The sequence below is a fragment of the Neptunitalea lumnitzerae genome (genome assembly GCF_027924185.1).
GTDB lineage: Bacteria > Bacteroidota > Bacteroidia > Flavobacteriales > Flavobacteriaceae > Neptunitalea > Neptunitalea lumnitzerae.
On record NZ_BRVO01000001.1, the window covers coordinates 654,985 to 668,814 of the forward strand.

Sequence of the window (13,830 nt, forward strand, 5' to 3'; positions counted from 1 at the left end):
TTTAATAAATTGTATCGGTTTGTGTTTTACAGCACAAACCGACTACAACAAATAATATATGAAAGGTGGTTTGTATGCAGTTAGTTTTATTTCTTTTTTCTTTTTCCCCACCAAATTATAAACCCTGTAATAGGCAAACTGGTAGCAATAATACCTGTGATAAAAGTGAGTAGTTTACCTAATTGCCCCCACCATTGTCCCATATGTAGTTGCCATACTGTATTTTCAGTTTTTGCGTGTGTAATCGTTTTTTCAGATAGGTTAATCTGGTCACCAGAATATTTGTCAAAGGCAATTATTTCGTCACCTTCTATACTTTTTAAACCTGGTTTTCCTGCAGTAAAAGCAAATGCGCCCAAATTTTGTACTTGGTATACCCATATACTAGCAGCCTCTTTCTGAGGAAATTTTTCGTCTAGAGTTTTATATGCGAATGCTGCCATGTCTAGAGGAATTTTGTTGGAGTCTGCTTTAGGTAGTTTTTCTATAATACCTAGTTCATCACCACCGGCAACCTTAACGGTAACATCCATTAAAGTATGGAAAAAAATAATGAGCCCTGTACCACTTAGAATAACACATAATAACAAGGAATAGAATCCGAAAACATTATGTAAATCATAATTTAAACGTTTAAATTTTGCACTCCATTTTACAGTAAAGCTTGCTTTTTTGGTTGTTTTATTCCATTTTTTTGGCCACCATAAAATGAGACCAGTAAGACAGTTAACAAAAAAAACAATAGTAGAAATAGCCACAATCCATCCACCAATAGAGCCTGCTAATAGTTGTGCATGTAAATGTGCTGTAATAAAGAAAAAATAAATAGTACTATCTTTTTTAAGAATTTCACCTGTATATGGGTTCACATACATCATAAACATTTTGACATTCTTTCTGTCAAAAATTCTTAAACGAAGACTTCGGTTGGGCTCTTTATAAAATACAGCTTCAGATACAGCATACATAGAGTCTTGCTGTAATACTTTTTCATTAATTTCTGAGTAAGTTAATTTGTGTTCTCCTGGAGTTACATATTTGGCTTCTCCGGCAGAGAGGTCCATAATCTCATCTGTATACACAATAATAGTACCTGTAATACAAACAAAAACAACAATAATACCCGATACAATACTAGGCCATAAATGTATCCATGCAACTACCTTGTTAAAGGTAGATTTTCCTTTTTTCTTTTTGTGTACTTTTTGCTTCATAAAATAAAAGAAAGTTGGCCCATGGAGACCAACTTTCAACGGAAAGGTTAAAATTTATAAGTGAAGTTTACAACAAAATTTCTTGTTTTTTGTGGTTGAGCCCAGTAGCTTGCAGCCCAGTACTCTTCATTTGTAATGTTGTTCAGTTTAAACCCAATTCTATATTTAGGCTGGTCATAAAATATGGTACTGTTAATAACAGTATATTCAGGAAGCGTAAAAGTGTTAGCATCGTTGAAATAAGATTCACCTACATAATTTCCTCCAAATCCTAGTCCAAAACCTTTTAAAGTACCTTTACTAAAGTTATAGCTAGTCCAAAAGTTGGCAACATTATAAGGAGTAGAGTAAGGTTTATTGCCTTCTACATCTATATCAGCTTTGGTATATCTACTTTCGTTATATCCGTATCCTGCAATAATATTCCAACCGGTTAATGGGTTGGCAATTACTTCTAATTCTAAACCTTTGCTATTTTGAGTACCATCTTGTACTGCATTAAAAACACCAATGTTGTTAGGGTCTGGAACACTACGTACAATATCTCTTACGGTGATATCATAATAACTTGCAGTTAACGCTAGTTTATTGTTAAATAAATCTGCTTTTACTCCTCCTTCAATTTGGGTAGCATGTTCTGGGTCATAAGTAACAGCTACGCCATCGGTTTCACTAGGATCTACATTTTGAAAACCATCCATAAAGTTTCCGAATAGGGTTAGTTGATCTTTCATAACTTCATAGGTAATACCTAGTTTTGGTGAGAAAGCAGTTTGGTCATAATCTGCTTCCTTATTCTTATAATGGTCTACACGTAAGCTAGCCATTATGTTTAAACGGTCTGCAATGGTAATTACATCAGATACATAGGCACTATAGGTTTCCTGTTCTCTTGTTACTCTAGCATACGGGTCAGTCTCTCCGAGTGTAGTTAGGTATGATTGATAATTGATATCGGCATCGGTATCCTGTGGGCTAATTACATCATATACATAGCGGGTTCTTCGGTCTTTAGTAGTGAGGTAATAATAGTCTAATCCTACCAAAATTTTGTTTTCTACATTACCAAATTTCATGGTGCCATTAAAGTTTTGCTGTATTTGAGTACTATTAAAGTTACTCACAATATTCATTGGCATTCTTCTTATGCTGCTATCTGTTAAATAAGTTAAGAATAAGTAGTTTGCATTATTATCTGTATTGGCAGTTGAAATATTGGTTTGTGAGGTCCAATTATCTGATATTTGATAGATTGCCTGAGCAAATACATTGAACACATCAGCTTCACTTTGTAATTGGTCACTACCAAAAGAGAAGTCAAAGTTGTAATCTAGTTCATCAAAGCTATTAGCAGTTACCCCGCTACCATCATCAGCTTTATTAATTCCAATGTAGTTACTTGGTCTATTGGTATGGAATAATTCGGCTTCTATGTTTAACGTTAAACGGTCATTTACCAGATATGTTAAACTAGGTGTTACTGCATAGTTATTTTGGTGACCTAAGTTTTGGAAACTTTTTTCGTTGTGTTTAGCTGCATTTAATCTAAATAAAACGGTTTTATCTTTATTTAAAGGGGTGTTAATATCAGCAGTAATTCTAGATAAGCCAAAACTACCTAATGAGTATCCAACCTCGCCACCAAAACTACTATATGGTTTTTTGGTAACTCGGTTAACTAACCCACTATAAGATGTTAAGGTAGAACCAAACAGAGTAGCAGATGGCCCTTTAATTACTTCTAAACGTTCTAGGTTAACTGGGTCTGTCATAGTAACAAAAGTTGTAGCCATACCATTACGCATGTTAACACCTGTACTAAAACCACGCATATACATGGTTAAACCAACTCCGCCAGAACCAACACTTTCTACAAGGTTACTTACACCAGGAGTATTTACCAAAGCTCCTTGAACGTCGGTAACTAGCTGCTCTTGCATTACATCTTTTGAGATTACCGAATATACCTGTGGGTTTTGCATATAACTTATCGGCATGTGCGATACGGTTTTACTCTCTTTTTTACTGAATTTATTTTGGTTACTTTCTACTACTACTTCATTCAGTATTTCATTTTGCTGTTTTAAGGTAAAATCTACTTTAATCTCTGTGTTAGTAGTAACAATTATTTTTTTGGTTTGGGTTTCCATACCTACGTAGGCTACTTTAATGGTATAGGTGCCTTGTTCTAATCCTCCAATGAAAAAGTACCCTCTTTCATTGGTTACAGTTCCTAAAGAGGTGCCTTCAATAGTAATATTTGCTTGAGCAATAGGAGTGCCATTCGTATCAGTAATATAACCAGACACAGCGCTAGCTATAAAATGATTCTTAATATCTGTATTTAGATGGGTTTTTTCGAAGGAGTATAGAGGATTATTTATAGTTACTCCTAACAAACAAATAGCTAAGGAAAGTGTGCTAATTTTTAATTTATAGGTAAACTTCATAATTGATTATTAGTTTAATTTATTGACAAATGTATAAACTTATTTAGATTTAATAAAAATAATAAACAGAAAAAGTAGTGTTTTTTTGTAAGTGATTGTAACATACTAAAACATATTTTTTTCGACATGTGTCGGGTTTAAAATTGTTATAAGGAATTATAAAAGCTTATATTTTGGTTGTTAGATTCATAGTCTCTTTTATTAGCAATTTGATGCTTAAATAAAAGGAGGATGTATTTGTGTTAACGATCTTTTTGCAAACTCGAAATGCTTTTAATATTGATTACCAAATGTATTAGGAAACTTAAATGGATATAATTAGTTTTATATTTTTAGCTATACTATGAAAAGAGTTTTATACATATCAATTTTAGGTTTGTTTTTAACTCCTTCTGCTTGGGCACAAAAAGTAACCGATACCACTTATTTTGAAGGAACTATTACTTACGATATTACTTATATTTCTAGCAAAAAGGGAATTGATAAGAATAGACTCATGGCGTTGGAGGGTAATAAGATGGTTATGACTTTTAAGAATGGTAACTATAAAAAAGAATTTTTTGCGCCTGATAAGTCTTGGTTACGTAGTTATTACCTGCTAGTAGAAAATAAAAAAACATACGCAAAAGTGGCAGATACCGATACGGTATATTGGTATAGTATGGCACAGCGGACCAGCGATGCTTTTATTACTAAAGGTAAAGACAGTGTAATTTTAAACCATAAGGTAGTAGGGTTTAATTCAAATATAAAAGTGACATTAAAAACACAACCAGATTCGGTATTTTATGTTACTAGTAGTTACTATTTTGCTCCTGATTTAAAGGTAAATCCAGATTGGTATGAAGGTTTTACCGAGTACCGTTTTGACGAATTATTTAGAAGAGGAAAAGGAATACAACTCTTTATGATTGAAGAAGGACTTTATTGGACAAAGATATACACACCAACAGCTATTAATAGAAGACCCGTAAAAGATAGTGAGTTGACCCTTAATTTACCAGAAGGCACTGTGTTTTTGGAATTGTAAATTGGTTAGTATTATGGTAATGGGTATTTACAATTTTTTCAAAATAATAAGCTACTCCTTACACATGCAAAATCTCATCATCGGTTAGTAGCGCTTCATTTCTAAAGCGTAGTAAAATTTGAGCAACGGCAATAGTATCTTTTTCGCAATAGGTGATAATACGGTCTATGTTTTTTTCTTCATAAAAAACAGCACGTACCTCGCTACCATCTATATCATCTTTAGGAGATGGAATGCCTAAAATGTGGGTAAGTAGCTTTAAAGAAGTATAGTTTTTAAAATCGCCAAACTTCCAGAGTTCCATGGTGTCTAGGTGGGGTACTTCCCAAGGTTTTTTACCAAACAGGTTTAGTTTATAGGGGATGTCTATGCTATGAATTACCATTCTTCTGGTAATGTACGGAAAGTCAAATTCCTTTCCATTATGTGCGCATAGCAATTGTTGTGGATGTTGGTAATGGGTATCTAACAGATTTTTAAACTCTAACAGCAACTGTTTTTCTTCCCCATAAAAGGTAGTTACCCTAAAGGAGCGGGTATCTCCTTTCAGCACAAAATAACCAACTGAAATACAGATAATTTTACCAAACTCTGCCCAAATACCGGCGTTGTTATAAAACTCCTCTGCCGAAAATTCTTCTTTACGTTGGTATGCCGATTTAAGCTCCCAGAGTTTTTGGGAAGTTTCATCCAGTTCGTTAAAGTTTTCAAACTCCGGTACAGTTTCAATATCCAGAAAAAGAATTTTGTCTAAGCTAATCCTTTTGAGCATGGTCCATCATTTTATAAGCCTCGTCTATATACCCGTAGGTATCTGCGGTAAAGGGGTCACCTTCATATAAACGTTTGTTTGGGCGTGTGTGTCCTAGGCGTACAATAATAATATTATCTTCTGGTTCTACAATTACATATTGCCCTAAATGTCCGCGTAACATAAAAAAGTCTTTATTGCGGTGGTGCAATAACCACAAGCCGTATCCATATTCAGGGCTTTCTTTAAAACGTGGGTGGGTAGATTTTAATACAAAAGCTTTGGGTAAAATACGTGTTTCATTCCAAACCCCATCATCTTTATATAGTTTTCCCATACGGGCAAAATCACGGGCATTACTAGCAATACAGCAATAGGCTTTTTCCATACCCATTTCTTCACTGTCTACTTGCCAAAGGGCTTCATTTTCTGCCCCCATAGGTTCCCAAAATTTTTCTTCAAAACTTTCGGCTAACGATTTTCCGGTGGCTTTTTCTAATACCATACCTAAAAGTTGGGTATTACCACTTAAGTAAATATACTCTTGGCCTGGGGGAGAGGTAATAGGTACCTCAAGCATCATGCTTCTTAAATCGGTATCAAAATAGGCACGGGTGGTAATGCTAAACGGACTGTAATAACTCTCATCCCATTGCATACCCGATGCCATTGATGAAAGATCTCCCACGGTTAGGTCTTCTGCATATTCTCCTTCTAGCTCTGGTAAATAATGTGTTACGGGTTCATCTAAACTCTGAATTTTACCTTCCATAATAGCATTTCCTAGCAAGGCAGAAACCATTGTTTTTGCCATAGAAAACGAGTTGCTTTTACTGTTTTTGGTATACCCATCAAAATACTCTTCAAACCAAATGCTATCATTTTTTATGATGAGGTATGCAACACTTTTGTTGTCTTTGTGCAGTTTGGTAAGTCTATCGGTAGGCGTTGCTGTATTGTAGTTTTTATGTAAAGGCCACGGCTGTGGTTGGTTACTCTTTTCAATTACATGATTATCAAATTCTTCATAGTCCTCTAAAAAAGCAGTGGAATGCCCGTTAAAATAAATGGTTTTGACTGCTGTAAATAAATATCCGTATCCAAATACGTACAAAGCCACACAAAGTACTGCTACTATGATAAGCAGCCATTTTAAGCATTTTTTCATTATTTTTTGGTTTTATTAGAGTACGTATAAAAATAATGAAAATATATTAAAATAACGACTGTTGTTTTACGGGGTTTTCAAGTTCAAGCAACCACTTCTTTCTCCATAGTCCGCCAGCATAACCTGTAAGTGACCCGTCTGACCCAATTACCCTATGGCATGGTACTATAATCCATAACGGATTTTTACCATTGGCAGCAGCAACTGCCCTGATGGCTTTTATATCTCCTAACTGTGTTGAAAGCGCTGCATAAGACATGGTTTTACCATACGGTATTTGTACCAGTGCATTCCATACCTTCTTCTGAAAATCGGTTCCTGTGGGGTTAAGTTTACAGGTAAACTCTTGTAAGTTTCCTTTAAAATATTCGGTAAGTTCAGTTACACAGAGTTGTAAACTTTCGGGAATAGTTGTAGAAATAGGAACTTCTGCATCGAGTACTTTTATTTGTTGAATACCGTTAGCATTCCCTGAAATTTCTGTTACCCCTAACGGAGTTTTCATCAAGGCATGTTCTAAATTATTCATTTTTTTGTTCTTCTATCATGCCTAATAATTTAGCGCGGTGCTCCCAATTTCTTCGGGCAAGTTGTTGTAGGTCTTCAATAGAATCGCTTTCATCCATAATTTCTAAGCCTAGCAAAGTTTCAATAACATCTTCTTGGGTAACCAATCCGCTTACCGATCCGTATTCATCTATAACCAAAGCCATGTGGTTTTTACTTTGTATGAGTTCTTCAAAAAGCTCAGGAATAGGTTTGGTACGGTTGGTAATAAGTATGGTACGGCGTATGCTATCTAAAGTATCGCTTCCTCTACCATCTACTAATGCTTGTAAAGCATCTGTTTTAAGCACCAGGCCTTTTATATTATCACTATCTTCATGGTATACAGGTATACGAGAGAAGCGTAAGGTTTTGTTTTTGTTATAAAAATCTTCAATGGTTTCTTGCTCATCTGCTATTTTCATTACCGTTCTAGGTGTCATCACATCTTTCGCCTGAATATCATTAAAGGAGATTAAGTTTTTAATAATTTTAGATTCCGACTCTAAAAAGACACCTTCCTTTTCTGCAATTTCTGCCATAGCACTAAAGTCTTCTCTACTAACCATACTAGCATGCCCGCTACCCCCAATAAGTTTGGTAATACGTTGTGCCAACCAAAGTATACCTGTATATTTTAATGGGAATATCATTATTTGTAAGGCAGTGGTAGTAAATGCGGCTAGCTTTTTCCAGTTAGAAGCCCCAATGGTTTTTGGAATAATTTCTGAAACCACTAAAATCAAAAACGTCATAACTGCCGATACTATGCCTACAGCATTAGAACCGTTTCCAAAAGCAGTTTCTGCCTGCGAACCCACCAATATAGCACCCACTGTATGCGCAACGGTATTAATGGTTAATATAGAAATTAAAGGTTTGTCTATATCATTTTTTAAATGTTCTAGGGTGGTTGCATATGCTTTGCCTTCTTCCTTTTTTATAGAAATAAAAGTAGGCGTAATGCTCAACAATACCGCTTCTAAGACCGAGCATAGAAACGAAAAGAAGATAGATACAACAGCATAAACTATAAGTAGTGTCATTAATTTGATTAAAAGTTAAGATACTAAGTTAATAAATTAGTAAAAAAACCATCTTAAGGAAATGTAAAAAAGAGAATGCCGGGTTAATGAGTTTTGTTAAAAGTACTTACCAATATGAGGAAAAAGCTAAATGAGAAGAAATGAAATAAAGGGATTGGCAGCCTTATAACCATTAACCCGGCAACAATTTAAAATCAACAAATTATAATCTTTGAAGCCTATGAACCATATTTTTGGTTTGGTCTACTATGTTATTACATTGCAACTGATTGGGGTATGTTTCATCAAACACATTAAGGTGTTCTGACGTATTGGGGTTTTTTACGGTAACGATAATTTTACTTATAATACTTTTACCATTTGCTAGCTTTTCATCTTCAAAACGTGCTATGATAGCATGGGTGTTTTTATCAAATTGTGCAACTTGATTTGTAGTAGCGTTTGAATTGAAAATGATGCCTCTTTTTTCATTAGTATTCACTAAAAAAATTAAATGGCCAATTTCTACAGGTTCTATCCCTGAAAGGTTAAATTTTGTAGCTGTTTGTTGTATGTAGTTTTTAACAGCTCTGGTTTTGTTGCGTTCACGAAAAACCAGGTATAAAATGGGTACCATAAAAATAAATAAAAATAGGATACCCAATAGTGTTCCACTATTGCTCATTATATGTATTTAATTAATTGAATTTCTTAAAATATGTTTTTGAAAATCAATTAATTAGTAGAAAAAGTGAAACGGAAAAATAACCTTTAGCAGTTGTTCCTTTTTAGTGAAAGCATTAAGGGCAGTCTTAGTATAGTTATTTAAGACTGGTATATAAAAGGTTTGATTTTGGCTTTTTGAGATATAGTCAGTAGAAAAGTTAGGCTGACTCTCGTTTTGTTGATCAGATTGTGAAATACTAGTTTCTTCTAGTATAGCAATAGCATTTTTACTTTCAGATTGCTTAGCAATTGTTTTAGCAGCAACCGTATGTTCAGTAGCTGTAGTAGTGGTTGTTTCTGCTTTTGCCGCAAACGACAAAAACATAACTAAAACAGCTATTAAGTATTTACTATATGTATTGCTAAATTTCACACAACAATATTAAGGTATTCTAAATAGGTAAATTATAATTAAAAGTTAAAATAATTACCAACCGCTATATCTGGGCGGAGCCACATTGTTTAGGTTTAAATACACAATAATTTGTCCGCGGTGATGTGTTACGTGATCTTGTAGTAGATTTAAAATTTGGAGTTTCGTTTTTGGTCCGGCAAAAAAATCAACTACGGTACTCAGGTCTTTTTCATCCGTTGATTTCACTGCATTTCTGGCATTAGAAAAAGCCGCTTTTAATAAGGAGATGATTTCTTCTTTATCACTTACTTCTGTGTATTTTTCTACTTTTTCACCTTTAAAGTAGGTGTTGCTTAACCAATTGATGTTATTAGCTATATGTACCAGTTGTTCTGCAAAACTCATTTCTCTTTCGGTGGGTTTAAAACTATAGTGGTTTGCAGGCATAGCCTCGGCAATCTCTAAAAGATAGTGTTCAGAGTTAGTCCATTTTTCTTGCCAAGCTGTTAAGGGTTTATCTTGTGCAGTAGCCATAGTTACGGTTATCAATGCAATTAGGGTAATAAGCTTTTTCATAGAAACTATAAAATTAGGGGGTTGTACAAGAAGAATGCAATTTGCCCAAGCATAACTTCTTTAGTATGGGGTAAATGTACAAATTTCTTTTTTTAAGAATTTTAGGTAAGTGTGTTAACGGAATAGTTAAAGTGTTTACAAATTTGAGTTAGTGCATGCACTTTGTAGGTATCTTACGGATAAAAAAAGATGAACGTAGTTTTTATTCATTATTTCGGAGGTAAGGGTGAAAGCTGGCAATGGGTAGATAGTTTATTAAACGGAGTACATGCCTATTATATGACCCTGCCTGGTTTTGGAGGTACTACTGCACTAAAACATGTAGATATACATAAAATGGCAAATGCTGTATTACAGTATTTAGCATATCACGAGATAAAAGAGTGTGTTTTGGTGGGGCATTCAATGGGCGGAAAACTTGCGTTATTGGCTGCTGCAATGGCAAAAGATGTTACCATACAAAAGGTTGTATTAGTAGCACCTAGCCCCCCAACTATTGAGGCTATGCCTGAAAGAGAAAAAATAAGAATGTTGCATCACCCAGATTACACAGAGGCAGAGACCACGGTAATTAACGGTACCTACCAAGCCTTGCCAATGCCAAAATTAGAATTTGCCATACAAACCCAACTAGAGGTAGAAAATAATACTTGGAAGTGGTGGTTAGAAGAAGGAATGAAAAACTCTGTGTTGGCGGAAGTTGAAAATTTAAAGGTGCCTTTATATTTAATTTGCTCTGAGCATGATAATGCCATTACTAAAGAAATGATACAAGATGAGGTACTTTCTAATTTAAGATTTGAAAAGATATATACCACTAGTCATGTTGGGCATTTACTTCCTATTGAGAACCCGCAATATGTAGCTGCTATTTTAAAGCAAATAGTAGCAGCAGATTAATTACGTTTATCCCATTCCGTTTTAAGCATGGCATACTGATACTCACTACCCCAACTACCTTTAAAAAAGATATTTTCAATAAAATGAGCCTCTTTTCTAAATCCTAAACTTTCTATAAGGGCTATAGAGGCTTTGTTTTCTACATCTATAATTTCTTCTACTCGGTGTAGTTGTTTTTCGTTAAACAGAAAAGAAAGTATACCTAGCATAGCTTCTTTAGCAAAACCTTTTTGTTGCTCTAAGTGAGAGATAGTAATACCAATAGTTGCAATGCGAGGTTCGTGCTCGTACAGCCGAATGGCACAATCTCCTATCAGTTTATTATTGGCAACCTCTTCAATGGCATATTGTACCCATTGCCCTGGTTTACCATATTGTTTTGGATATTCTTGTTGAATGAAAGCTTTACATTGGTCTAGTGTTAAAACATCAAACCCTTGGTATTTGGTTACATCTGGGTTAGAACGGTATACATAGAAATCTTGTAGATCGCTCAATTTTAAATTTCTAATATGTAATCGGGGGGTGTTAATCTTTATAAACTCCATTGTATGTATTCGTACTAAAAATAAAAATCCCCGTACTTATTTGTATGGGGATTTTATTTAATATTATTTGTTTAAAAGAATAGCTGCTTGCTTAGCAAAATAGGTAGAAATAATACTAGCCCCGGCACGTTTTATACACATAAGTTGTTCTAGCATTATTTGGTCATGGTCTAACCATCCTCTTTCTGCGGCTGCTTTTACCATAGCATATTCGCCAGATACTTGGTATACTGCAACAGGCACATCTACCGCATCTTTAACTTCGCGTACAATATCTAAATATGCCATTCCTGGTTTTACCATTACAATATCGGCACCTTCATTTACATCATCTACCGCTTCTTTAATAGCTTCAATACGGTTGGCATAATCCATTTGATAGGTCTTTTTGTCTTTAGGTACTTCTATACCTGCTTGTTTAGGTGCAGAATCTAAAGCATCTCTAAACGGCCCATAAAAAGCAGAAGCATATTTAGCACTATAACTCATAATACCTACATTCGGGAATCCGCTTTCTTCCAAAGCAGTTCTAATAGCCAATACTCTTCCGTCCATCATATCACTAGGAGCTACAAAATCGGCACCTGCTTCGGCATGGCTAAGACTCATTCTGGTTAAAGCATTTACAGTAGCATCGTTTATAATTTGTCCGTTTTCAATAATACCATCGTGTCCGTAAGTAGAGTATGGGTCTAAGGCAACATCTGGCATTACAATCATTTCTGGCACAGCATCTTTAATGGCTTTAATGGTTTGTTGCATTAAACCATCTTTATTCCATGCTTCTTTACCGGTATTATCTTTTAGGTTTTCGCTAACCTTTACATATATATTAACAGCTTTAATACCAAGGTTCCAAAGCTCTTTAACTTCTTGTACAGTACCATCTATAGATTGCCTGTAGATACCTGGCATAGAAGGTATCTCGGTTTTTACATTTTTTCCTTCGGCAACAAACATTGGAAACATAAAGTCTTGCGGACTCAAACTTGTTTCTCTAACCAAGCTTCTTATAGATTCATTGGTTCTTAGTCTTCTATTTCTTCTTAATGGAAACATATTTTTTATATTTGGTACAAAGTTAAAAAGATAAACCTACCCAATGCTTTTTAAAGCCCCAAAGTTTTCTTATTCATACCGTAATTACCAGAGCGTATTTCTAGATGATATTATATTAGAAAGAAATATAAGAAATCGTAGTGTAGAATTAAAGGTATTTTGTGGCATTGAAAAATACCTTACTTACTCAATCCTAAATATTTCCAAACACCTTTTTCTTTTACAAATGCCGATTTTTCGTGAATCACATCTACTTTGCCGTTTTCAAAAAAGTAGGCATTAAAGGTTACGGTTCCTTTATCATCTGTAGGATTACCTTTTTGGGTAGCTAATACTTCCAGTTTTATCCAATTTACAGATTTTGCCCAAGCTACAATAGCTTTCTTTTCTCTTACAGGTCGGGTTTTGCTATGGTGACTAAGCATTAAATAATCGCCATTTGCTAAAACAAAAGCACTGTAGCGAGAGCGCATAAGTTGTTCGGCAGTTGCTGTATTCCCTCCGTTACGGTGAAAAACTTCACAGCATTCGCTGTAGGGTTTGGTATTTCCACAATAGCAATTCATTACACCCATTCTTTAGGGTTTGCTAATACCTCTAAAAGTAACGCCTCTGGGCTATCTTTTTCTGGCTGGTGATTGTACACCCATTGTACGTGCGGAGGTAAACTCATAAGAATACTCTCAATACGTCCGTTTGTTTTTAAACCAAAAAGAGTTCCTTTATCATGTACTAAATTAAACTCTACATAGCGTCCTCTTCTTATTTCTTGCCAGTTGCGGTGTTCTTCAGTGTATACAATATCTTTTCTACGTTCTACAATGGGGGTGTAAGCCTCTAAAAAACTATCACCTACAGTAGTAACAAAATTATACCATTGCTGCATATTCATTTCATCGGATGCTTTGCAATAGTCAAAAAATAAACCACCTATTCCACGTGCTTCATTTCTATGTGCATTCCAAAAATACTCATCACAACGTTTTTTATAGGTAGGATAAAACTCAGGATTATGGGCGTCACAAGCTTGTTTACAGGTAGCGTGAAAATGCTTAGCATCTTCTTCAAATAAATAATATGGTGTAAGGTCTTGTCCGCCGCCAAACCATTGGTTAATGATGGTGCCGTTTTCATCATACATTTCAAAGTAGCGCCAGTTGGCATGTACTGTTGGTACAAAAGGGTTTTTAGGGTGTATTACTAAACTTAAACCACAAGCAAAAAAGTCAGCTTCTGCAACTCCAAACATTTTTTGCATAGTATCGGGTAACTTACCATGTACAGCAGAGATATTTACACCACCTTTTTCAAATACATTTCCGTTTTCAATAACACGGGTTCTTCCACCACCACCTTCAGGTCTGTCCCATAAATCTTCCTGAAATTTTACAGCCCCGTCAATAGACTCTAGTTTAGAAGTTATGGTGTCTTGTAGTTGTTGAATGTATTTGTAAAATTCTTCTTTCATTTTTTAATTTTCTT

The 13,830-nt window shown here is 34.9% G+C and carries 15 protein-coding genes; 2 read left to right on the top strand and 13 right to left on the bottom strand.

Annotation, left to right across the window (positions count from 1 at the left end; all coding sequences use genetic code 11):
• Positions 1 to 86: 86 nt before the first annotated feature.
• Complete coding sequence (locus tag Y10_RS02930; protein WP_281763870.1) at positions 87 to 1,214, bottom strand: PepSY-associated TM helix domain-containing protein; 1,128 nt, start codon at positions 1,212 to 1,214, stop codon at positions 87 to 89.
• Positions 1,215 to 1,261: 47 nt separating this feature from the next.
• The gene (locus tag Y10_RS02935) at positions 1,262 to 3,664 is read right to left on the bottom strand and encodes a TonB-dependent receptor (RefSeq protein ID WP_281763871.1); all 2,403 of its coding nucleotides are present in this window, start codon (positions 3,662 to 3,664) and stop codon (positions 1,262 to 1,264) included.
• Between the two features lie 343 nt (positions 3,665 to 4,007).
• Here Y10_RS02935 and Y10_RS02940 point away from each other — a divergent pair, with 343 nt between their 5' ends.
• Entirely contained in the window at positions 4,008 to 4,694 is a 687-nt protein-coding gene (locus Y10_RS02940) for a hypothetical protein (protein ID WP_281763872.1), read from the top strand.
• Positions 4,695 to 4,752: 58 nt separating this feature from the next.
• On the opposite strand, the gene Y10_RS02945 is transcribed toward Y10_RS02940, so the two are convergent.
• From Y10_RS02945 to Y10_RS02975, 7 genes are all read right to left on the bottom strand, one after another.
• Entirely contained in the window at positions 4,753 to 5,466 is a 714-nt protein-coding gene (locus Y10_RS02945) for a 3'-5' exonuclease (RefSeq protein ID WP_281763873.1), read from the bottom strand.
• Positions 5,450 to 6,613, bottom strand: a complete 1,164-nt coding sequence (locus Y10_RS02950; protein ID WP_281763874.1) for a serine hydrolase domain-containing protein — start codon at positions 6,611 to 6,613, stop codon at positions 5,450 to 5,452. The genes Y10_RS02945 and Y10_RS02950 overlap by 17 nt, the downstream gene beginning before the upstream one ends.
• Positions 6,614 to 6,659: 46 nt before the next feature.
• Positions 6,660 to 7,142 (bottom strand): methylated-DNA--[protein]-cysteine S-methyltransferase, encoded by a 483-nt coding sequence (locus tag Y10_RS02955; protein ID WP_281763875.1) that lies wholly within the window; start codon positions 7,140 to 7,142, stop codon positions 6,660 to 6,662.
• A complete protein-coding gene (locus Y10_RS02960) occupies positions 7,135 to 8,205 on the bottom strand; it encodes a CNNM domain-containing protein (RefSeq protein WP_281763876.1) in 1,071 nt (356 codons plus the stop codon). The genes Y10_RS02955 and Y10_RS02960 overlap by 8 nt, the downstream gene beginning before the upstream one ends.
• 202 nt (positions 8,206 to 8,407) lie before the next feature.
• Entirely contained in the window at positions 8,408 to 8,869 is a 462-nt protein-coding gene (locus Y10_RS02965) for a hypothetical protein (RefSeq protein WP_281763877.1), read from the bottom strand.
• A gap of 54 nt (positions 8,870 to 8,923) precedes the next feature.
• Positions 8,924 to 9,235, bottom strand: a complete 312-nt coding sequence (locus Y10_RS02970) for a hypothetical protein (RefSeq protein ID WP_281763878.1) — start codon at positions 9,233 to 9,235, stop codon at positions 8,924 to 8,926.
• Between the two features lie 102 nt (positions 9,236 to 9,337).
• Positions 9,338 to 9,841: a DinB family protein gene (locus Y10_RS02975; RefSeq protein WP_281763879.1), complete on the bottom strand. Its 504-nt coding sequence runs from the start codon at positions 9,839 to 9,841 to the stop codon at positions 9,338 to 9,340.
• Positions 9,842 to 10,030: 189 nt separating this feature from the next.
• Here Y10_RS02975 and Y10_RS02980 point away from each other — a divergent pair, with 189 nt between their 5' ends.
• Positions 10,031 to 10,741 carry an alpha/beta fold hydrolase gene (locus Y10_RS02980; RefSeq protein WP_281763880.1) on the top strand — a complete coding sequence of 237 codons (711 nt, stop codon included), beginning with the start codon at positions 10,031 to 10,033 and terminating at the stop codon, positions 10,739 to 10,741.
• On the opposite strand, the gene Y10_RS02985 is transcribed toward Y10_RS02980, so the two are convergent.
• From Y10_RS02985 to hemF, 4 genes are all read right to left on the bottom strand, one after another.
• Positions 10,738 to 11,289, bottom strand: a complete 552-nt coding sequence (locus Y10_RS02985; RefSeq protein ID WP_281763881.1) for a GNAT family N-acetyltransferase — start codon at positions 11,287 to 11,289, stop codon at positions 10,738 to 10,740. The genes Y10_RS02980 and Y10_RS02985 overlap by 4 nt on opposite strands.
• Before the next feature lie 63 nt (positions 11,290 to 11,352).
• A complete protein-coding gene (gene hemB / locus Y10_RS02990) occupies positions 11,353 to 12,348 on the bottom strand; it encodes a porphobilinogen synthase (protein ID WP_281763882.1) in 996 nt (331 codons plus the stop codon).
• Between the two features lie 179 nt (positions 12,349 to 12,527).
• Entirely contained in the window at positions 12,528 to 12,914 is a 387-nt protein-coding gene (locus Y10_RS02995) for a YchJ family protein (RefSeq protein WP_281763883.1), read from the bottom strand.
• Complete coding sequence (gene hemF, locus Y10_RS03000; protein WP_281763884.1) at positions 12,914 to 13,816, bottom strand: oxygen-dependent coproporphyrinogen oxidase; 903 nt, start codon at positions 13,814 to 13,816, stop codon at positions 12,914 to 12,916. Before hemF ends, Y10_RS02995 begins: the two co-directional genes overlap by 1 nt.
• Positions 13,817 to 13,830 lie beyond the last annotated feature (14 nt).

What these genes read in the sequence shown, in the direction of transcription:
- Y10_RS02965 (WP_281763877.1), bottom strand. Translation starts at nt 8,869, where the DNA reads ATGAGCAATAGTGGAACACTATTGGGTATCCTATTTTTATTTATTTTT.
- Y10_RS02940 (WP_281763872.1), top strand. Translation starts at nt 4,008, where the DNA reads ATGAAAAGAGTTTTATACATATCAATTTTAGGTTTGTTTTTAACTCCT.
- Y10_RS02935 (WP_281763871.1), bottom strand. Translation starts at nt 3,664, where the DNA reads ATGAAGTTTACCTATAAATTAAAAATTAGCACACTTTCCTTAGCTATT.
- Y10_RS02995 (WP_281763883.1), bottom strand. Translation starts at nt 12,914, where the DNA reads ATGAATTGCTATTGTGGAAATACCAAACCCTACAGCGAATGCTGTGAA.
- hemF (WP_281763884.1), bottom strand. Translation starts at nt 13,816, where the DNA reads ATGAAAGAAGAATTTTACAAATACATTCAACAACTACAAGACACCATA.
- Y10_RS02985 (WP_281763881.1), bottom strand. Translation starts at nt 11,289, where the DNA reads ATGGAGTTTATAAAGATTAACACCCCCCGATTACATATTAGAAATTTA.
- Y10_RS02960 (WP_281763876.1), bottom strand. Translation starts at nt 8,205, where the DNA reads ATGACACTACTTATAGTTTATGCTGTTGTATCTATCTTCTTTTCGTTT.
- hemB (WP_281763882.1), bottom strand. Translation starts at nt 12,348, where the DNA reads ATGTTTCCATTAAGAAGAAATAGAAGACTAAGAACCAATGAATCTATA.
- Y10_RS02970 (WP_281763878.1), bottom strand. Translation starts at nt 9,235, where the DNA reads ATGTTTTTGTCGTTTGCGGCAAAAGCAGAAACAACCACTACTACAGCT.
- Y10_RS02945 (WP_281763873.1), bottom strand. Translation starts at nt 5,466, where the DNA reads ATGCTCAAAAGGATTAGCTTAGACAAAATTCTTTTTCTGGATATTGAA.
- Y10_RS02980 (WP_281763880.1), top strand. Translation starts at nt 10,031, where the DNA reads ATGAACGTAGTTTTTATTCATTATTTCGGAGGTAAGGGTGAAAGCTGG.
- Y10_RS02975 (WP_281763879.1), bottom strand. Translation starts at nt 9,841, where the DNA reads ATGAAAAAGCTTATTACCCTAATTGCATTGATAACCGTAACTATGGCT.
- Y10_RS02950 (WP_281763874.1), bottom strand. Translation starts at nt 6,613, where the DNA reads ATGAAAAAATGCTTAAAATGGCTGCTTATCATAGTAGCAGTACTTTGT.
- Y10_RS02955 (WP_281763875.1), bottom strand. Translation starts at nt 7,142, where the DNA reads ATGAATAATTTAGAACATGCCTTGATGAAAACTCCGTTAGGGGTAACA.
- Y10_RS02930 (WP_281763870.1), bottom strand. Translation starts at nt 1,214, where the DNA reads ATGAAGCAAAAAGTACACAAAAAGAAAAAAGGAAAATCTACCTTTAAC.